This window comes from Kribbella sp. NPDC051770 (assembly GCF_040681455.1).
Lineage (GTDB): Bacteria > Actinomycetota > Actinomycetes > Propionibacteriales > Kribbellaceae > Kribbella.
In genome coordinates, this window is sequence record NZ_JBFAYT010000007.1 from 402,795 (window position 1) to 421,210 (window position 18,416).

At 70.0% G+C, this 18,416-nt stretch carries 16 protein-coding genes; 3 read left to right on the forward strand and 13 right to left on the reverse strand.

The features are described from left to right. Positions 1–13 precede the first annotated feature (13 nt). The 7 genes from AB0M01_RS24790 to AB0M01_RS24820 all read right to left on the reverse strand — a co-directional run bounded on the left by AB0M01_RS24790 (position 14) and on the right by AB0M01_RS24820 (position 7,907). Positions 14–907, reverse strand: coding sequence for a TIM barrel protein (locus AB0M01_RS24790; RefSeq protein ID WP_363673336.1), 894 nt, complete (start codon positions 905–907; stop codon positions 14–16). A 1-nt stretch (position 908) separates the two neighbouring features. Further along, positions 909–2,819 carry a 3D-(3,5/4)-trihydroxycyclohexane-1,2-dione acylhydrolase (decyclizing) gene (gene iolD / locus AB0M01_RS24795; protein WP_363673338.1) on the reverse strand — a complete coding sequence of 637 codons (1,911 nt, stop codon included), beginning with the start codon at positions 2,817–2,819 and terminating at the stop codon, positions 909–911. A 48-nt stretch (positions 2,820–2,867) separates the two neighbouring features. Further along, a complete protein-coding gene (gene iolB / locus AB0M01_RS24800; protein ID WP_363673340.1) occupies positions 2,868–3,755 on the reverse strand; it encodes a 5-deoxy-glucuronate isomerase in 888 nt (295 codons plus the stop codon). A gap of 84 nt (positions 3,756–3,839) precedes the next feature. Continuing rightward, the gene (locus AB0M01_RS24805) at positions 3,840–4,712 is read right to left on the reverse strand and encodes a deoxyribose-phosphate aldolase (protein ID WP_363673342.1); all 873 of its coding nucleotides are present in this window, start codon (positions 4,710–4,712) and stop codon (positions 3,840–3,842) included. Positions 4,713–4,942: 230 nt separating this feature from the next. Further along, on the reverse strand, positions 4,943–5,884 hold the full coding sequence (gene iolC / locus AB0M01_RS24810; RefSeq protein ID WP_363673344.1) for a 5-dehydro-2-deoxygluconokinase: 942 nt from the start codon (positions 5,882–5,884) through the stop codon (positions 4,943–4,945). Then, entirely contained in the window at positions 5,884–6,909 is a 1,026-nt protein-coding gene (locus AB0M01_RS24815; protein WP_363673346.1) for a sugar phosphate isomerase/epimerase, read from the reverse strand. The genes iolC and AB0M01_RS24815 overlap by 1 nt, the downstream gene beginning before the upstream one ends. Beyond that, on the reverse strand, positions 6,906–7,907 hold the full coding sequence (locus AB0M01_RS24820) for a Gfo/Idh/MocA family oxidoreductase (protein WP_363673348.1): 1,002 nt from the start codon (positions 7,905–7,907) through the stop codon (positions 6,906–6,908). The genes AB0M01_RS24815 and AB0M01_RS24820 overlap by 4 nt, the downstream gene beginning before the upstream one ends. A 163-nt stretch (positions 7,908–8,070) precedes the next feature. Here AB0M01_RS24820 and AB0M01_RS24825 point away from each other — a divergent pair, with 163 nt between their 5' ends. The 3 genes from AB0M01_RS24825 (at position 8,071) to AB0M01_RS24835 (ending at position 9,778) form a co-directional block, all read left to right on the forward strand. Then, positions 8,071–8,808: a GntR family transcriptional regulator gene (locus AB0M01_RS24825; protein ID WP_363673351.1), complete on the forward strand. Its 738-nt coding sequence runs from the start codon at positions 8,071–8,073 to the stop codon at positions 8,806–8,808. A 347-nt stretch (positions 8,809–9,155) separates the two neighbouring features. Further along, complete coding sequence (locus AB0M01_RS24830; RefSeq protein WP_363673353.1) at positions 9,156–9,284, forward strand: hypothetical protein; 129 nt, start codon at positions 9,156–9,158, stop codon at positions 9,282–9,284. Beyond that, positions 9,281–9,778: a hypothetical protein gene (locus tag AB0M01_RS24835; RefSeq protein WP_363673355.1), complete on the forward strand. Its 498-nt coding sequence runs from the start codon at positions 9,281–9,283 to the stop codon at positions 9,776–9,778. Before AB0M01_RS24830 ends, AB0M01_RS24835 begins: the two co-directional genes overlap by 4 nt. A 385-nt stretch (positions 9,779–10,163) precedes the next feature. Here AB0M01_RS24835 and AB0M01_RS24840 read toward each other — a convergent pair whose 3' ends face one another. The 6 genes from AB0M01_RS24840 to AB0M01_RS24865 all read right to left on the reverse strand — a co-directional run bounded on the left by AB0M01_RS24840 (position 10,164) and on the right by AB0M01_RS24865 (position 18,375). Beyond that, a complete protein-coding gene (locus AB0M01_RS24840; protein WP_363673357.1) occupies positions 10,164–15,035 on the reverse strand; it encodes an NAD-glutamate dehydrogenase in 4,872 nt (1,623 codons plus the stop codon). A 158-nt stretch (positions 15,036–15,193) separates the two neighbouring features. Continuing rightward, entirely contained in the window at positions 15,194–15,397 is a 204-nt protein-coding gene (locus AB0M01_RS24845) for a ferredoxin (protein ID WP_363673359.1), read from the reverse strand. Beyond that, a complete protein-coding gene (locus AB0M01_RS24850) occupies positions 15,394–16,644 on the reverse strand; it encodes an NADH-ubiquinone oxidoreductase-F iron-sulfur binding region domain-containing protein (RefSeq protein WP_363673361.1) in 1,251 nt (416 codons plus the stop codon). Before AB0M01_RS24850 ends, AB0M01_RS24845 begins: the two co-directional genes overlap by 4 nt. Continuing rightward, positions 16,641–17,213, reverse strand: coding sequence for a hypothetical protein (locus tag AB0M01_RS24855; RefSeq protein ID WP_363673363.1), 573 nt, complete (start codon positions 17,211–17,213; stop codon positions 16,641–16,643). Before AB0M01_RS24855 ends, AB0M01_RS24850 begins: the two co-directional genes overlap by 4 nt. Continuing rightward, positions 17,213–18,118 (reverse strand): FAD:protein FMN transferase, encoded by a 906-nt coding sequence (locus AB0M01_RS24860; protein WP_363673365.1) that lies wholly within the window; start codon positions 18,116–18,118, stop codon positions 17,213–17,215. Before AB0M01_RS24860 ends, AB0M01_RS24855 begins: the two co-directional genes overlap by 1 nt. Further along, positions 18,115–18,375, reverse strand: a complete 261-nt coding sequence (locus AB0M01_RS24865) for a hypothetical protein (RefSeq protein WP_363673367.1) — start codon at positions 18,373–18,375, stop codon at positions 18,115–18,117. Before AB0M01_RS24865 ends, AB0M01_RS24860 begins: the two co-directional genes overlap by 4 nt. Between the last annotated feature and the right edge of the window lie 41 nt (positions 18,376–18,416).

Here is an 18,416-nt window from a genome sequence, read left to right on the forward strand (position 1 = left end):
ACTCTCCTGGCCGTCAGTCGGATGCACCACCCCCGTGGCTGTTCAGGTACGTCAGGGTGCGGCGCGCGATCGGCAACGGCACGTCCGGCGCGCACGGGAACAGGTCCTGCTCGACGATCGCGAACAGGTCGATGTCGAGTCCGGCCAGCGCTGCCAGCACCGGCGGCATCTCCGGTACGCCGCCAGGCGGCTCGCACATCACACCGCGCTCGACGGCCGCGTCGAAGCCGAGCCCTTCGGCCTGGGTCTGCGCGAGCACGACCGGGTCGACCTGCTTGAGGTGCACGTACCCGATGCGGTCCGGGTACTTGTGGATCAGCTCCAGGTTGTCGCCGCCGCAGTAGCTGATGTGGCCGGTGTCCAGGCACAGGTTCACGTGCGCGCCGTCGGTCTCGGCCAGGAACCGCTCGACGGTGTCCTGCGTGTCGACATGTCCATCCGCGTGCGGGTGGAACTGGGTCTTGAGCCCGTACTCCTCGAAGACCCGGCGCCCGAGCTCGGTGACCTGCTTGCCGTGTCGCGCCTGGCCTTCGTGGTCGAGCCGCGGCTCGACGATCTCGCCGTCGTCACCACGCCACATCGACGGCATCACGACTAGATGCTTCGCACCCATCGCGGCCGCCAGCTCGGCGGTCCGCGCCACGTCACGCCAGGTGGAGTCGAACGAGTCCTCCCGGTGCAGGTGCTCGAACGTCGTACCGGCGGTCACCTCGAGCCCACGCCGGTCGAGCTGCGCCTTGAGCTCGGCCGGATCGGTCGGGAGATACCCGTACGGGCCCAACTCGATCTTGGTGTACCCGGCCTCGGCGACCTCGTCGAGGAACCTGGTCCACGGCGTCTGCCGCGGGTCGTCGGCGAACCAGACGCCCCACGAGTCGGGCGCGCTGCCGATCGTCACCTTGCCCATGTCAGTGCCCTTCCACCGGGGCGACGTACGGACGCTGCGCCTTCTTCGACTCCTCGTACGACGCCGCGGCCGCGCGGGTCGAGTCGAGGTCGGAGACCTGGCTGACCGGGACGTCCCACCACGAGTCGCTGTCCGGCGCGCCGATCAGCGGGTCGGTGGTGACGTGGATCGCGATCGACCTGTCGGCAGCCTTCGCCGTGTGGATCGCCTTCTCCAGCTCGTCGCGGCTGCCGACCTCGATCACCTCGACGCCGAAGCTGCGCACGTTCGCCGCGAGATCGACCGGCAGGTAGTCGCCGTCGAGCCGCCCGTCCCCGCTGCGCTTGCGGTACGCCGTACCGAAGCGTTGCGAGCCCAGGGACTCCGACAGCGCGCCGATCGACGCGAAGCCGTGGTTCTGAACCAGGACGACGATGATCTTGACGTTCTCCTGGACGGCGGTGACCAGCTCGCTGGACATCATCAGGTACGACCCGTCGCCGACCAGGACGAAGACGTCGCGGTCGGGAGCAGCCAGGCGGACGCCGAGACCGCCGGCGATCTCGTATCCCATGCAGGAGTAGCCGTACTCAACGTGGTAGCCCTTCGGGTCGCGGGTCCGCCAGAGTTTGTGCAGGTCGCCGGGCATCGAACCGGCGGCACAGACAACGACATCAGACGCCGCCGACAATTCGTTGACGACACCGAGGACCTGGCCCTGGGTGAGCAGTCCTTCCGCGAGCTTTCCGGTCACCTCGGCCGGCGGGTTGTAGTGGTTGTCCACAACCTCGTCCCACTGTTTCGCCAGTGCTGTCGCCGAATCCGTGTACTTTCTCTGCACGGACCAACCAGCGAGCGCGGATCCCAACGAAACAAGGGCTTCCCGCGCGTCAGCCACCACCGGGAGACCAGCATGCTTACCACCGTCGAACCGCGCCACGTTGATGTTGACGAACTTCACGCCCGCGCCCTGGAAGGCCGTCCGCGACGCCGTCGTGAAGTCGCCGTAGCGGGTCCCGATGCCGATCACCAGGTCGGCGTCGCGGGCCAGCGCGTTCGCTGCCGTGGTTCCGGTCGAGCCGACCGCGCCGACCGACTGCGGGTGGTCGTAGCGCAGCGATCCCTTGCCTGCTTGGCTTTCCGCGACCGGGATCCCGGTGGCTTCGGCGAACGCCCGAAGCGCATCCTGGGCGCGCGAGTAGGTAACACCGCCACCGGCCACGATCAGCGGGCGTTCGGCCGAGCGGATCAGCTCGGCCGCCTTCTCGATGATCGATGCTTCAGGCAACGGCCTGGCGACGTACCAGGTCCGTTCGGCGAACAGCTCCTCCGGCCAGTCGTACGCCTCGGCCTGAACGTCCTGCGGCAGCGCGATCGTCACCGCGCCGGTCTCGACCGGATCGGTCAGGACGCGCATCGCGTTGAGCAGCGCCGACGGCAGCTGCTCGGGGCGCCAGACGCGATCGAAGTACTTCGATACCGGGCGGAAGGCGTCGTTCACCGACACGTCGCCGGCCGAGAAGCTCTCCAGCTCCTGCAGCACCGGCGACGCGACCCGGGTCGCGAAGACGTCCGAGGGGAGGATCAGCACCGGCAGCCGGTTCACCGTCGCCAGGGCCGCGCCGGTGACCATGTTGGTCGAGCCGGGCCCGATGCTGGCCGTGCAGGCGTAGGTCTGCAGCCGGTCCTTGGTCCGCGCGTACGCCGATGCGCTGTGCACCATGGCCTGCTCGTTACGGGCCAGGATGTACGGCAGCGCCGTCGGGTCCTCGAGCTCGGCCTGCAGCAGTGCCTGGCCCAGCCCGGCCACGTTCCCGTGCCCGAAGATGCCGAAGCAGCCGGCGAAGAGCTTCTGCCGCTCGCCGTCGCGCTCCGAGTACTGGACGCTCAGGAATCGCACCAGCGCCTGGGCGACCGTGAGACGTACCGTCATCGCTGTCCTCCGAAAGGTAGCCGCGGATCGATCGTTGTCTGCTTCATGTCACTGGTGTCCGAATGGCAGGCGCGGGTCGACCTGCTGGCTGTCCCACAGCTGCCGGACCCAGCCGTGCTGTGGGTCGTCGCTGATCAGCCAGGCGCGCTCGGTGCCCGGACCGGCCATCACGTTCAGGTAGTACATGTCGTAGCCGGGAGGAGCCATCGCCGGGCCGTGCCACCCGTGCGGCACCAGGACGAGGTCGCCGTTGCGGACCTCGGCCAGGACGTCGATCGGACGGTCATCGGTCCCGTAGACCCGCTGGTAGCCGATCGGGTCGTTGCCCTTGACACCTTCCGGGGCGTCGTCGGACAGCTGCAGCTCGAAGTAGTAGATCTCCTCGAGCACACTCTCCTCGCCCGGCTTGTGCTCGTCGTGCTTGTGCGGCGGGTACGACGACCAGTTGCCGGCCGGCGTCAGCACCTCGCAGGCGATGATCGAGTCGGCGTCCAGGACGCCGGGCGTGCCGAAGTTGCGGACCTGCCGGGACGAGACGCCGGCGCCGCGCAGCTCGGTCTCGACCTGCTCGGTGCCGATCCGGCGGAACGGGTAGTCGCTCGCGGCCTTGGCGTGCGGGAAGGCGATCCGGGCTCCCCCGGCGCTGACGACCGCGACCGTGGTGCCGCGCGGGACGTAGGCCAGGTCGGTCGGCCCGGCGAAGACGTCCGCCCGGCCGCCGAGCGGCACGGTCTCGCCGTCGACGATCACCTCGGCCGATCCGCTCAACGGCAGCACGAGGTACTCGCAGTCCCCGGTGTCGAACTCGACGGACTGGCCAGGACGAAGGGTCCGGACGGTCAGGCCCGTGTGGTGCCAGTCCTGCTCGCCCGGGTGGACGACCAGGTCGTAGCCGTCGCGCGCGGTGGAGCCGGCGGGCCTGAACCACTCAGTCATGCGTGCCTCCACAGGTCAGCCGCCGGTCGAGTCCCCCGGCGATCGGGCAACGGCCGGAAGGTCCACTGGCAGGTCGCCGATCCGTCATGCGGCACCTCCGTGCACCAGCGTGGCGGCTTGGTCGACCGCGGCGGCCACGTCGCCGTCCGGCGGGAAGAGCAGCGCCCGGCCGACGACGAGTCCCCGGACGGACGGCAGGCTCAACGCCTTGCCCCAGGATGCATAGGTTTCCTCGGGCGCGACAGTCGGATCGCCACCGAGCAGCAGCGTCGGCAGCGTGGTGGCTTCCATCACCCGCTCCAGCTCGTCGACGACTGGCAGCTTCAGCCAGGTGTACGCGCTGGTCGCGCCGAGGCCCGACGCGATGTGGATCGACCGGATCACCGAATCGGGGTCCAGCAGGTTGCTGACCCGGCCATCGGTCCGCGTCGACCAGAACGGCTCGACCATCGCCATCAGCTTGCGCTCGGCCAGCTCGGTGACGGCCTGCGCGCTGCTCTCCAGCGTCGCCACCGTGCCCGGGTCGTCGAGGCAGATCCGGGTCAGCATCTTCCCGCCGTCGAGCCGGCGCGAAGCGATGTCGTCCGCCGACCGGTACGCCGTGAACCGGTCGTCCAACTCGAAGGAGGAGCCTTGCAGCCCACCGCGGTTCATCGACCCAACGACGACCTTGCCCTCCAGCGCTCCGAGCAGCAGCAGATCCTCCAGCACGTCCGGAGTGGCCAGTACGCCGTCGACTCCCGGCCGCTGCAGCGCCGTGCAGAGCCGCTCGATCAGCCCCGGACGACTCGCCATCGCCATCCGGTCATCGCGGACGCCGAGAGCACCTCGCGCCGGGTGGTCCGCGGCGACGATCAGCAGCCGCCCGTCCTCCCCGACCAGCTCCCGCTGCCGTCGCTGCTGCCACGCCTCCGCGACCCGCTCCGGATGCCGGACCCGCAACTCGGTGAGATCCACGCGCTGCCCAGCTCCCCACTCGATTCCCCGCGCGCGACCACCGGCAGCCACACGTGGGCCGCCCTGGGGAGTCGCACCTTCAGCCGCACGTGGGCCCTCCTGCGGCGCCGTCGCACCTGCAGCCACGCGTGGGCTGTCCTGGGGCGCCGTCGCGCCTGTAGCCACGCCTGGGTTGTCCTGGGGCGCCGTCGCGCCGGCAGCAGAGCTGCTCTGTACGGACTGTTCGGTGCTCATGCGTCCTCACCCATCAGTGCGAGGACCTCCGCCTCCGTGGGCATCGCCGTCGAGCACTCCAACCGCGATGCCACGACAGCGCCCGCGATGTTCGCGAACCGGATGATCCGCTCCAACGGCCACCCTGCGAGGAGACCATGACACAGCGCCCCACCGAAGCCGTCTCCGGCGCCGAGCCCGTTCACCACCTCGACCGGGAACGGCGGCACCTCCACCCGCTCGTCCCGCGTCCGCGCCAGCGTGCCCTTCGGGCCCTGCTTCACGACGGCCAGGTCCAGTCCCCGGTCGAGCAGTGCCTGCGCCGCCTTGTCCGGGTCTGTCTCCCCGACCGCGACCTCGCACTCCTCGCAGTTGCCGACGGCAACCGTGCAGTGGTCGAGCGCCTTGCTCACCTGCGCGTGCGCCTCGCTCGGGTCCGCCCAGAACATCGGCCGGTAGTCCAGGTCGAGCACGGTGATCGCCCGGCGTTCGCGCGCCTCCCAGGCGGCGAAGTGCGCCGAGCGGCTCGGCTCGGCGGACAGCCCGGTGACAGTCGACCAGTAGATCTTCGCGTCCTTGATCGCCTGCAGGTCGAGCTCGTCGGGGTTGATCACCAGGTCCGGCGCCTTCGGGAACCGGTAGAAGTACAGCGGGAAGTTGTCCGGCGGGAAGATCTCGCAGAACGTGATCGGCGTCGGCAACCCCTCTACGCCGGTGACGAACCGGTCATCGACGTTCAGCTCCCCGAGCGCCCGGTGGATGAACGTCCCGAACGGGTCGTTCCCGGTCCGGCTGATCACCGCGGCCTTCCGCCCGTGCTTGGCCGCGGCGACCGCGACGTTCGTCGCACTCCCGCCGAGGAACTTCCCGAAACTCTCCACGTCCTCGAGATGCGTCCCGGTTTGCAACGGGTAGAGGTCAACGCCGATCCGCCCGATGGTCAGTACGTCGTCCACCATCAGCCCACCCCGCCCCCGACCGCCTCAGCCGCTGGGGCTCCCGTTCCTGCCTCGGCCGAAGGAGCTCCTGCACCTGCCTCGGGCCTGGCGACCGCGCCTTCCTCCAGCCCGGCCACTGCGTCCACTCCAGGACCGCCCGTGCTCGTTCTCGTGGCTGCGAGGTCGAGGAGATGAGCGATGCTCGCGCGAACATCCACCACGGGACCTTCGCCGGTCGGGCGCGCCTGGAGGATCGTGTCCTGCTCCAGCACGTACCAGCCCTGGTAGCCGGCCGACTCCAGCGCACCGACGATCGCGGCCAGGTCGACGTCACCCTGACCCAGCGGCCGGTACATCCCCTCGCGAACAGCGTCGGTGTAGCTCACCTCGCCAGACTGGACCTTCGCGGCCCAGGCGGCGTCGACATCCTTCAAGTGCGTGTGCTTGATCCGGCCGGTGTGCTCCAGCGTCAGCGCGACCGGGTCGACCCCACCGATCATCAGGTGCCCGGTGTCCAGCGTCAGCCCGATCGCCGACCCCGCGAGCACCCGGCGGACGTCGTCCGCGTTCTCGACCATCGTGCCGACGTGCGGGTGGATCGTCGCGAGCACTCCCTGCGCCGCGGCGACCTCGGTCAGCCGGTCCAGGTTGGCGAGCAGCGTCGCCCAGCCTGCGTCGTCGAGCACCGGGCGGCCGTCGTACCCGTCCTGCCCGGTCGCCGCCGCGATGACCAGCGTCGACGCACCGGCGGCGACGAAACCTTCGAGCGCCCGCGCCACCTCGGGAGCCGGATCGTGTGCGGGGTCGTGCAGGATCACCGGCACGAACCCGCCGACCGCGCGCAGCCCGACGTCGGCGAGCGTCTTCGCCTTCTCGGCCGGGTCCTCGGGCAGGAACCCGTCCGGCCCGAACTCGGTCGCCGCGATCCCGACGTCGCGCATCTCGGCCAGCACCGTCTCCGGGTCGTACTGCCAGCCCCAGCCGGGTACCTCGCAGACACCCCACGAAATCGGGGCTCCCGCGATCCGGGCAGCTACGTCACTCATCGGCCGATCTCCTCCAGAAGGACAACGCGGTTCTCAGAACGGGACAGTTCGCAGGCGTCGGCGATCCGGAACGCCTGCAGGGCATCGCGAACAGTGCAGGGGACGTCGCGGGTACCGGCGACGACCTCGGTGAACGCGGTCAGCTCGGCGACGTACGCCGGGCGGAAGCGATCCATGAACGTGGCGTGCGGGTCACCACCGGGGAAGGTCACACCGGCTTCGACCGAGCGCAGCGCGGTGTGCTCGTCGAGACCGACCGAGATCGAGCCCAGGCTCCCGAGCAGCTCCATGCGGACGTCATGACCGGCCGCGTTGTAGCGGGTGCCGCTGACCGCGGCGAAGGTGCTGTCGTCGAGCGTGAGCAGCGCGGCGGCCGCGTCGACGTCGCCGTACTCGCCGAAGAAGGTCTCGCCGCGGTTGGCTCCGGTCGCGTAGACGCTGACCACCTCGCGGCCGGTGACGTACCGGATGATGTCGAAGTCGTGGACCGTGCAGTCGCGGAAGAAGCCGCCGCTGGTCGGGATGTAGCCGGCCGGTGGCGGGAACGCGTCGTTGGTGTTCGCGCGGATATGGTGGATGAACCCGAGCTCACCCGATCGCACCTGCGCGGCCGCTGCCTGGTAGCCGGCGTCGAAGCGGCGCTGGAAGCCGATGTGCACCGGGACGTCCGAGCCTTCGACCAACTCAACGACCCGCTGGGTCTCGGCGAGGTCGAGCGCGACGGGCTTCTCGCAGAACGTGGCGATGCCCGCGGCGACGGCGGCCTCGATCAGCTCGGCGTGCGCGGAGGTCGCGGCGGCGATCACCAGACCGTCGATTCCGCTGTTCAGCAGGCTGGGGACGTCGGGGGCGAACTCGGCCCCGAGATCCTTCGCGGTCAGCTCCGCGCGGTTCGCGTCGACGTCGGCCACCACCACCTGCTCGACGGCCGGCAAACCCTTCAGCGTCGCGGCGTGGAACGCGCCGATCCGTCCGACCCCGACCAACCCGATCCGCATCCGCGGCCGCCCTCTCGTCGTCACCTGCCCCGACCGCGCGTCAGTGCCTCAGCACGGCGCCGGTTGCCGAGCCAAGCTTTCCGGCCCGACCCAGCGGAGTCAAGAGTTTGTAAGCACATTCTCACGTCGGGACATACCTACCTGCCTCCTGTACCATCCGCCCATGGCCGCCCTGCCGATTCAGATCGATCGGACCAGCCCGGTACCGCTGTACCACCAGCTGGCCGAGCAGCTGACGGCTGCCATCACCGACGGCACCCTGCGCCCCGGCGACCCGTTCGAGAACGAGATCGCCATGTCGGACCGCCTGAACCTGTCGCGGCCCACCGTGCGCCGCGCGATCTCCGAGCTGGTCAACAAGGGCCTGCTGGTCCGGCGCCGCGGCATCGGCACGACGGTCGCCAACCAGATGGTCCACCGCAAGGCCGAGCTCACCAGCCTGTACGACGACCTGGAACGCGAAGGCCGCACGCCCCGCACCGAGGTCCTCTCCCTCAACTGCGCAGCCCACGACGACCGAGCCGCCGCAGCCCTCGGCCTGCCCTCAGGCACGCCCCTGGTCGCCATCGTCCGCCTCCGCTACGCCGGCGACGTCCCCCTCGCGATCATGCGCAACTGGTTGCCCCCAGCAATGGACGACCTGACCCATGAACAACTCACCGCCGAAGGCCTGTACGCCGTCCTCCGCGCCCGAGGTATTCGCCCGACCGTCGCCCGGCAACGCATCGGCGCCCGAAACGCTTCCGCCGAGGAACGTCGGACCCTCCACATGTCCAAGGCGGAACCACTGGTGACGATGACCCGCAGCGCCTACGACGCCGACGGATCTGCAGTGGAGTTCGGCGACCACTGCTATCGGGCCGACCAGTACTCAGTAGAAGTCGTCGTCTCCGACAGGTGAGCCCAGAGAAGCGCTCACCCGCTGAACACGGGCCCGCGCACTGCCCGACCCGGTACTGCCCGACCCGGTACTGCCCGACCCGGTACTGCCGGACTCGGTACTGCCGGACTCGGTACTGCCGGACTCGGTACTGCCGGACTCGGTACTGCCGGACTCGGTACTGCCGGACTCGCTACTGCCGGACCCGGGTCTGCCGGACTCGCTACTGCCGGACTCGCTACTGCCCGACCCGGTACTGCCGGACCGGGCACTTCGCCACCGACCCGGGCGACGTCGGCTCTCGTACGGGCCGGCCGCGCAGGATCGTCGTACCTCACACTGCTCCTGACGCGGTCGATCAAGCGCCGGTGATGGCGCGGATCCGGCCGTCGGGCCTTGCGGTTCGGCTGCGCTGGAGCTTCTTCACGATCGCCTCCGGCGACAGCAGGAAGGCGGCCGCGTTGCCGATGCTGATAGTGCTGGCGGCGATGGTGTGAGCGATGAAGTCGCCGCACCGCGTAGACGAGTGCGCCTGCGCGGCCAACGCTGGTTTCCCATCGAGCCACAGCGCGACGACCTGCCCGACCGTACGCCGGTCGGCGCCTCCGAGCCGCTCGACGAAGCGACCGCGGAGCCGGCCGTCGCCGCCCCCGAATCGCTCGACGAAGCGCTCGACGAAGCGCCCGCGGAGCCTGACACCGGTGACAAGATTCTCGCGGTCCTCTACCTCGTCTCGGTCTTCATGGTGCCGGTTGTTGTTCTCTGTTGGGTCTTCGAGGTGTTGGGTGGGCGGGAGATCTACTACGTGATCCCACTGTTCGCGGCGGGAGCCGTGCCGTGGCTGCTGGCCGTGGAGTTGTGCGAGGCCAGCGGGCGGTCGGAGTACCCGTGGCATGCGCTGCGAGCGCAGATCTGGCTGCAGCTCGGCGGGGGTGTTCCGGCGGCATTGCGTGCGATTCGGAATGGTCGTGCCCAGGATGGTGATCGGTAGATCCCGACAGTTGGTGGAGCATCTGCGGCGACGGAGCCAGCGCGCTCGGGGCGGGGCGGGGCGAGGATCCGAGCCGAGCTGCTCAAAGCCGGCTACCGCGTCCGTGCGATGGCCTGCAATCCGCTCCGTCCTGCGCCGGATGGTCGGGACGCGGCTGCTGACGGGGTCCGTTGAGTGGGTGGGCGGAAACCGAGTAGCCGCGCCGGTGGTCAGGGTGGGCTACTTGAGGTGTGAGCCGGGCCGAGAGGCGGAGGAAACAAGCAGCCCCGCGCCGAGTGATCGGGCGAGGCTGCTTGAGGTGTGAGACGGGGCGTTGACCCTAGGCGGGCTGGCCGGGCCCGGTGTTCGGGCCGGCGGGCCGGATGTTGGTCCGGCCCCGGGTCGGCTAGGCCTGGTTGACCATCAACGTGCGGACCAGGCGGAGGCCTACCGACAGGTGGGCCAGTTCTGGGCCTTCGGTTTCTACGATTTCTTCGAGCATGGTGGCGGCTCGGGAGAGAGCTGCTTCGTTTTGGTCTTGCCAGGAGATGACTCGGTCTTCTGGTTCTGCGGTGGGGTCTGTGGTGGCGAGGACCTGGGCTGTCAGGCGGGCGTGGACGGCGTGGAGGTCGTCTCGGAGGGCGGCTCGGGCCATGGTTTGCCAGCGGTCCGTGCGTGGGAGGGCGACGATTCGCTCGAGGAAGCGGCCCAGTTGCAGGCGTTCTCCCAGGGCGAAGTGGACCTTGGCCACCTCGAGGATGTCGAGGTCGTCGCGGTCGGCGGTTTCCACGATGCCCAGGCCGGCGTAGGCCGGAGGGAGGACGGCGATGCGGGTGGCGAAGTCAGCGGGGACACCCTTGGTGACCAGGGCTTCCCGGCGTTGTTCGAACAGGGCCAGTTCGCGGCCTCGGAGGACCTCCGGCAGGGCGGTGGTGAGTTTGGCGATGCCGGGGGTGAAGAACTCGATGAGTTCGGCGATGTCCATCGGGGGGCGGCGGTTGCTGACCAGCCAGCGGGTGGCTCGTTCGACCAGGGTGCGGGTTTCCAGGCGCATCTTGGTCTGGGTGTCGGCGTCGACGATGTTGTCGAGGTCGGCGTTCAGCGCGAGCAGGTCGGGCTGGGCGAAGATGCGGGACGCCGCGAGGTTCGCCCGTACGACGTCCTCGGCGGTGCCGCCGGTCTCCAGGGACAGGCGGTGGAAGGCCGTGATGCCGGAGGAGTTGACGAACTCGTTGACGACCTGGGTGGTGATGATCTCGCGGCGCAGCTGGTGCGAGGCCATCGGTTCGGCGAAGCGTTCCTGGATCGCGCGCGGGAAGTAGCTGACCAGTTTGTTGGTCAGGAAGTCGTCGTCGGGCAGCGAGGTCTTCAGCAGTTCGGCTTCGAGCACGATCTTGGTGTACGCGATCAGGACCGACAGCTCGGGCGAGGTCAGCCCGCGGCCGTCGGCCTTGCGGCGCTTGAACTCGGCGACGCTCGGCAGGAACTCCAGCTCCCGGTCCAGCAGGCCCTGCTTCTCCAGCCGGCGGACCCAGTCCTGGTGGACGTGCATCAGCGCGGCGGCCTGCGAGGTCGCGTTGGCCAGGCCGATGTTCTGCCGGTAGTTGCTCTTCAGGACCAGCGCGCCGACCTCGTCCGTCATCGACGCGATCACGTCGTTGCGCTGCTTCTCGGTCAGGTCGCCGTCGGCGACCACCTTGTCGAGCAGGATCTTGATGTTCACCTCGTGGTCGGAGGTGTCCACGCCGGCCACGTTGTCGATGAAGTCGGTGTTGATCCGGCCGCCGCCGGCGGCGTACTCGATCCGGCCGAGCTGGGTGAAACCGAGGTTGCCGCCCTCACCGACCGAGCGGGCGCGCAGGTCGGCGCCGTTGATCCGGATCGCGTCGTTGGCCTTGTCACCGACGTCCGCGTGGGTCTCCCCCGCGGCCTTCACGTAGGTGCCGATGCCGCCGTTCCAGAACAGGTCGACCGGCGCCTTGACGATCGCCTGCATCAGCTCGGCCGGGGTCAGCGTCGCCGGGTTCCCTTCCAGGCCGAGGGCCTCGCGGACCTCCGGCGAGATCGGGATCGCCTTGTCGGTGCGCGGGTAGACGCCGCCACCGGCCGAGATCAGCGCGGTGTCGTAGTCGGCCCACGACGAGCGCGGCAGGTCGAACAGCCGGCGCCGCTCGGCGAACGACGAGGCCGCGACCGGGGCCGGGTCGAGGAAGATGTGCCGGTGGTCGAACGCCGCGACCAGCCGGATGTGCTCCGACAGGAGCATCCCGTTGCCGAACACGTCACCGGACATGTCACCGACGCCGACGACGGTGAAGTCCTCGTTCTGGCAGTCGACGCCCATCTCGCGGAAGTGCCGCTTCACCGACTCCCAGGCGCCGCGCGCGGTGATGCCCATCGCCTTGTGGTCGTAGCCGACCGAGCCGCCGGAGGCGAACGCGTCGCCGAGCCAGAAGCCGTACTCCTTGGCGACCCCGTTGGCGATGTCGGAGAACGTCGCCGTGCCCTTGTCGGCCGCGACGACCAGGTACGCGTCGTCACCGTCGTACCGGACCACGCTGCTCGGCGGCACCACGGAGCCGCCGACGATGTTGTCGGTGATGTCGAGCAGCCCCGAGATGAACGTCTTGTACGACGCGATGCCCTCGGCCAGCCACGCGTCCCGGTCGGCCAGCGGGTCCGGCAGCTGCTTGGCGTAGAAGCCGCCCTTGGCGCCGACCGGCACGATCACGGAGTTCTTCACCATCTGCGCCTTGACCAGGCCGAGCACCTCGGTGCGGAAGTCCTCGCGCCGGTCCGACCAGCGCAGACCGCCGCGGGCGACCGCGCCGAAGCGCAGGTGCACACCCTCGACCTGCGGCGAGTACACGAAGATCTCGTACGCCGGCCGCGGCTGCGGCAGGTCCGGGATCGCCTTCGGCTCCAGCTTGAAGCTGATGTAGCCGCGCGGCTCGCCGTCGGCCCCGGGCTGGAAGTAGTTGGTCCGCAGCGTCGCCTGGATCACGGTCAGGTACGAGCGCAGGATCCGGTCCTCGTCGAGGCTCTTCACCGTGTCCAGCGCGGCGCCGATCTCCTTCTCCAGCTGGGAGATCGTCTCGCGCCGTACCGGGTCGTCGAACGCGCCGCGCGACGGGTCGAAGCACGCCTCGAACAGCTGGACCAGCAGGCCCGCGACGTCGACGTGGTTCAGGAACGTGTTCTCGATGTAGTCCTGGCTGAACGGCGTACCGCCCTGGCGGATGTAGCGCTGGTACGCGCGCAGGATCGAGACCTGCCGCCAGCTCAGGTTGCCGCGCAGGACCAGCGCGTTCAGCTTGTCCGACTCGGCGCGCCCCTCCCAGACCGCGCGGAACGTGTCGGAGAAGAGCTTGCGCAGCTCCTCGCGCTCCTCGGCCTCGCCGGGCGCGCGCAGCCCGAAGTCGTAGATGTACGCCGTGCCGTCGGGCCGGCGGATCTCGTACGGGCGCTCGTCGATCACCTCGACACCCATGTGGGTCAGGTGCGGCAGCACCTGCGACAGCGACAGCGGCGAGCCGGTCCGGTAGACCTTGAACCGGCGCTCGCCCTCCCACTCCTCGTCGATCGGCGAGTACAGCGACATCGCCAGGCCGTTCTCGGCCGGCAGCTTGTCGAGGATCGTCACGTCCTGGACCGCGACGCGGGCGTCGAAGTCCTCCTTGTACGCCTCCGGGAAGGCGCCGGCGTACTGGTTGTTCAGGCGGGTGACGGCGCCGTCGCCGCCGAGCGCGTGCAGCGCGACGGCGAAGTCGTCCTGCCAGGCGCGGGTCGCCTCGACGACCTTCTGCTCCAGCAGGTCGGCGTCGTACTCGCCGACCGTCTGGCCGTGCTTCATCCGGACCACGAAGTGCACCCGGGCCAGCACCGACTCGGTGACGTGCGCGGCGTAGTCGACGGAGTCGGCGCCGATCGCGTCCTTGAGGATCTGCTGCATCTTCAGCCGGACCGCGGTGGTGTAGCGGTCACGCGGCAGGTAGACCAGGCAGGAGAGGTAGCGGTTGTAGACGTCACGCCGTACGAAGAGCTTGACCGCGCGGCGCTCCTGCAGGTGCAGCACGGTCTGCACGATCGGCAGCAGGTCCTCGACCGGCGCCTGCAGCAGCTCGTCGCGCGGGTAGGTCTCGAGGACGTCGAGCAGGCCCTTGCCGCTGTGGCTGTTCGGGTCGAAGCCGGTCAGCCGGAACAGCTCCAGCGCCTTGCGGCGCAGCACCGGAACCTGCATGACGCTCTCGGTGTACGCCGTGGACGACAGCAGCCCGATGAACCGGCGCTCGGCGACCGGTTCACCGTTCTCGTCGAACGACTTCAGGCCGACGTAGTCCAGGTACGACGACCGGTGCACGGTGGAGCGCGAGTTCGCCTTGGTCAGGATCAGCAGCTTCTTCTCGCGGGCCTTGGCGCTCACCTCCGGCGGCAGCAGTCCGGCGTTCTCGCCCTGGGACGGGTCGGGCCGCAGGATGCCGAGGCCGGTCCCCGGGACGCCGCGCAGGACGCCCTGCTTACCGCGCATGGTGAACGCGTACTCGCGGTAGCCGAGGAAGGTGAAATGTTCGTCGGCCAGCCACTGCAGCAGCTCGCGGGCCTCCTCCACCTCGGTCGCGCCGACCGGCAGGTTCGTCGCCGGGTCGGCCAGCTCCTCGGCGATGCCGACGGCCTTCTCGTGCATCTTCGGCCAGTCCTCGACCGCTTCGCGGACGTCGCTGAGGACGCCCTGCAGCGCCTTCTCCAGCGCGCGGTGCTCGGCCGGGTCGGCGATCCGCTCGACCTCGAGGTGCATCCAGCTCTCGCGGACGCGGTCGTGCGCATCCGGGGAGCTGGCGTCGTCCAGGACCTCCAGCAGGGTGCCGGTCACGTCACGGCGGACCACGAACTGGGGGTGGATCAGCAGCTGCAGCTCCAGGGCGCGGTCGGTGACGACCATCGCCGCGCTGTCGACCAGGAACGGCATGTCGTCGACCACGATCTCGATCACGGTCCGGCCGTTCGCCGACCAGCCGTGCTCCTCCACCGTCGGGGTGAAGACGTGCACCTTGGCCGTGCCCTGCGGCCGCGAGGTGGCCGACTTGTAGTGGTGCTTGGCCGCGCCCAGGCAGTCCTGCGGCTGGCGCTCGGCCACGTCCTCGGCGGCCACGTACCGGTAGTACCGCTCCAGGAAGCTCCTCAGCTTCTCGGGGTCCACCGACTTGTCGTGCCCGTGTGATCCCGCAGCCACTGCCTTGGCGAGCACATCGGCCTTCTGGACGTCCAGCTTGCTCTGCATTCCCCACCGTTCCACGCGATTTTCGGCGCTGCTCGCGCCCGGTCGCACGCCGTTGTGCGCCTCCCTCAGAGATTAGTCCACTTCGGTCACTGGTGTGATGGCGGGACGGTCCTTTCGGGTGCCTTACGAGTCACGTTCAACAGCTGGACGAGCCTGGTTCAGCTCCGCTGCAACCGGAGCGCCAGGGCCGGGCACGCGAGGGCTGCGCGGCGGGCGTTCGTCAGCTCACCGGGAGTGATCTCGCGGCCGCGCAGAACCGGGAACCCCCACTCGTCGAGCGTGACGTCGTCGGGCAGCAGCGTGGCGCACAGGCCGTGGGCGTCGCAGCGGGTCCAGTCGATCTCGAGCTTGTGGTCGCTCACCACGCACCTCCGGGCACGGGAAGGACACCCTGTACGGCGCGGCCGCAGGTGCCGGTGGACAGGTGGAGTTGCAGGTCCTCGGCGAAGACCTCCAGGGCTGACGCCAGGAAGCGGGCGGAGCCATCGGGATGGGCGCAGGCGCCGCGGCCGGGGACCAGTCCGAGGTGGCGCTGCGCGTCGTGCAAGCCGGCGGGGTCGCCTGCGAGGAGCCGGGCGAAGTCGTCGACCAGTGCGCCGAGCCCGAACAGGCACGGGCCGCATTGGCCGGCTGACTGGCTCGCCAACCACTGGGCGACGCGGTGGACCTCGCCGAGAGGGCAGGTGGTCGAGCCGAGCGCCAGCACGATGCCCGCCGACACGTGCGGGCGGCTGAGGGTGACGCCGTCGGTCTGCCGGAGCCAGCGGCCGTGGTAGCCGCCGAGGAGGACCGGGCCGGCCTCCGCGCCGGCGTACTGGAGGACGGTGTCGAGTGGGATGCCTGTCGGCGTCTCCAGTACGCCGGGACGCTGGAGAGCGCCGGCGATCGTGAGGAGCTGCGTGCCGGGCTCGCTGCGGAGTCCGGTCGCGCCGAACTGGCGGGAGCCGAGGCGAGCCAGTACGGCGAGCTGGGCGAAGGTCTCGACGTTGGAGAGGAATGTCGGGCGGCTGTCTAGGCCTTGGCGGGTCGGCAGCGTACGCCGGCCGGGTGGCACCGCTGCGCCGCCGTTGAGGATGCTCAGGACCGCGCGGGCCTCTCCCGCGACGAAGCGGCCTGGGGTGTCAGCGATCTGGATGTCGAGGCCGTCGCTGCGGTAGCGCTGCTCGGCCTCGTCGGTGACGCGCTCGGCCAGCGCTGCCTGGAGCGACGCGGCCGCGGTGGCGTCGTGGACGGCCAGGACGACGCGCGGCGCACCCAGCGCTCGGGCCAGGCCGGTGGCGCCGTCGAGGACGAGGTGGGGAACCAGGGTGAGGAGGAGGCGGTCCTTGCGGCTCACCGGTTCGCTCTCGGAGCCGTTGACGACCACTGCTTCGACACCGGCCGCCGGGAGGTCGGCCAGCTTCAACGCTACGGGGAAGCCGGCACCGCCGCGGCCTCTGAGGCCCACCTCCTCGGTGAGCGTCGCGTAGTCCTCTCGGGTGAGCTGCGGCTGCTCGCCATGGGTCCAGAGGTGACGGGCGAGGTCGGCGCGGCCGGTGTCGAGTCCGGCGAGCATCCGAGCTTCGCCGATCACCCTGACCTGCTGGGTGGTCTCTTGGAGGATGGTCATCGGGTTCTCCCGGCTCTGGCGAGGTTGAGCGGCGTACTGGCTCTGGCGGTGCGGCTGGTGAGGCGGGCCGCGGCTGCTGCTCCGACAGCGGCCAGGCAGGCCAGAGTGAGGGCGAGCATCCACGGGGTGCCGCGGTCGGTGCCGGCGAGGAGGCTGTGGCCGATGGACAACAGCCAGCCGACCGAGGCGGCGACGTGGATCGCCCGCCAGCGCTTGGTGAAGGCGTGCGAGCGGGCCAGGCGGCCGCGGGCTGCTCCGACTACGGCTGCGAGGAGTACGCCGTACAGGGCCAGTACGCCGACGGCGATGGCGAAGGGGCGGTAGCCAGAGGTCCATGGGAGCAGCAGGACCTGGGGGCTGATGTCCACATGAGCGTCGGCGATCACTGCGATGACGTGGGCCAGCAGGAGGATCAGACCGGTCGCCGACGCCGAGCGGTGAACATACTGGAGCCAGAAGCGCTGCTCCGGTTTGCGGCCGCCTGCAGCGAGCAGGCCGAGTGCTGCTGCAGCGGTGAAGAGGATCAGCGCGGTGACGCCTGCGGCGCGGGCCAGGTACCAGAGGGTCATCAGGCGGCCCTGCTCGCTGCCGGCCAGCCGGCCAGCTCGGTGACCTCGCCGTCAGCGTCGACCAGGCGGGCGGGGTGGTGAGCCAGGGTGAGGCGGCCGAGTGCGGCCTCGCCGGTGGCGATGATCGCTGTGCTGAAGGTGTTCGCGCGGACGGCTGTGGGCGCCCAGATCGAGGCGGTTCGGTACGGGCCATCGGCCGGGCGTCCGGTGCGCGGGTCGATCACGTGGTGCGCGGTACCGGTGGCGGTGTCCCAGGTGCGCGCCGTCCGGGTGGAGGTGGTCAGCCCGCCGTGAGCCAGGGTCACCTTGACCGCGGGGTCGCCTTCGCGTTCGGCGACCTCGATGACCCACGGCTCGGCCGGCGTACCGGCGGCTCGGAGGTCGCCGCCGATCTCGACCAGTACGGCGCACTCGTGGCGCTTGCTGAGGACCAGTGCGGCGCGGTCGGCGGTCCAGGCCTTGGCGGTGGCGCCCAGGTCGAGGCTGCTGCCTTCGGGGATGCCGATCAGCGCCTGCTTGCGGTTGAGCTGCACGCGCTGCCAGCCGGGGACCGTTGGTGGGATGACGGTCGGAGCGGTCTTCGCGCGGACGGCGTCGATGTCGTCGTCGTACCCGGCCGCGATGACCGCCGCGCCGACCGTCGGGTCGACAGCGCCGCCGCTGAGCGAGGCGGCGACCAGGCTGACGTCGACGAGGTCCACCAGGAGTCGGGAGACCGGGACCATCGCACCGGCGCGGTCGTTGACGGTGGCGAGCTCGGAGTCGGCGCGGAAACGGCTGGCGGCCTTGTCGACGCGGTCCATCAGCGCCTTGAGGGCTCCACAGGCCGGAGACAGTGCGGCCGGGTCCTCGACGGTCAGGCGGACCGTGCAGCTCCAGGCGGTCCAGCTACGGGTGGCGGTCATGAGCCGTTGCTCCCGCCTTGCGCCGGAGCGTCCTGGTCGGCCTGGCCGAGACCACTGCTGCTCTGGTCCTCGCTGGGGCTGCTGCTCGACGTACTGGTTGCTTGGGGATCGCTGGCGGTGTCCGGCTGGCGTGCGGTCAGTACGGCGACCGCCAGGCCGGTGCTGCCGAGACCCAGTACGGCGGTCGCTACGGCGGTAGCACCTGCGCGGCGTAGCCAGCGGGTGCGGGCGAGGTGAGGGACTCCTGTGGTGACCATGCCCGCAGCTTCGTGGCGAACAGCTCAGGGCCGCACCAAGG

Excerpts from the sequence above, each read along its gene's own strand:
- AB0M01_RS24790 (WP_363673336.1), bottom strand. The coding sequence starts at position 907 with ATGGGCAAGGTGACGATCGGCAGCGCGCCCGACTCGTGGGGCGTCTGG.
- iolD (WP_363673338.1), bottom strand. The coding sequence starts at position 2,819 with ATGACGGTACGTCTCACGGTCGCCCAGGCGCTGGTGCGATTCCTGAGC.
- iolB (WP_363673340.1), bottom strand. The coding sequence starts at position 3,755 with ATGACTGAGTGGTTCAGGCCCGCCGGCTCCACCGCGCGCGACGGCTAC.
- iolC (WP_363673344.1), bottom strand. The coding sequence starts at position 5,884 with ATGGTGGACGACGTACTGACCATCGGGCGGATCGGCGTTGACCTCTAC.
- AB0M01_RS24815 (WP_363673346.1), bottom strand. The coding sequence starts at position 6,909 with ATGAGTGACGTAGCTGCCCGGATCGCGGGAGCCCCGATTTCGTGGGGT.
- AB0M01_RS24820 (WP_363673348.1), bottom strand. The coding sequence starts at position 7,907 with ATGCGGATCGGGTTGGTCGGGGTCGGACGGATCGGCGCGTTCCACGCC.
- AB0M01_RS24825 (WP_363673351.1), top strand. The coding sequence starts at position 8,071 with ATGGCCGCCCTGCCGATTCAGATCGATCGGACCAGCCCGGTACCGCTG.
- AB0M01_RS24840 (WP_363673357.1), bottom strand. The coding sequence starts at position 15,035 with ATGCAGAGCAAGCTGGACGTCCAGAAGGCCGATGTGCTCGCCAAGGCA.
- AB0M01_RS24850 (WP_363673361.1), bottom strand. The coding sequence starts at position 16,644 with ATGACCATCCTCCAAGAGACCACCCAGCAGGTCAGGGTGATCGGCGAA.
- AB0M01_RS24855 (WP_363673363.1), bottom strand. The coding sequence starts at position 17,213 with ATGACCCTCTGGTACCTGGCCCGCGCCGCAGGCGTCACCGCGCTGATC.
- AB0M01_RS24860 (WP_363673365.1), bottom strand. The coding sequence starts at position 18,118 with ATGACCGCCACCCGTAGCTGGACCGCCTGGAGCTGCACGGTCCGCCTG.
- AB0M01_RS24865 (WP_363673367.1), bottom strand. The coding sequence starts at position 18,375 with ATGGTCACCACAGGAGTCCCTCACCTCGCCCGCACCCGCTGGCTACGC.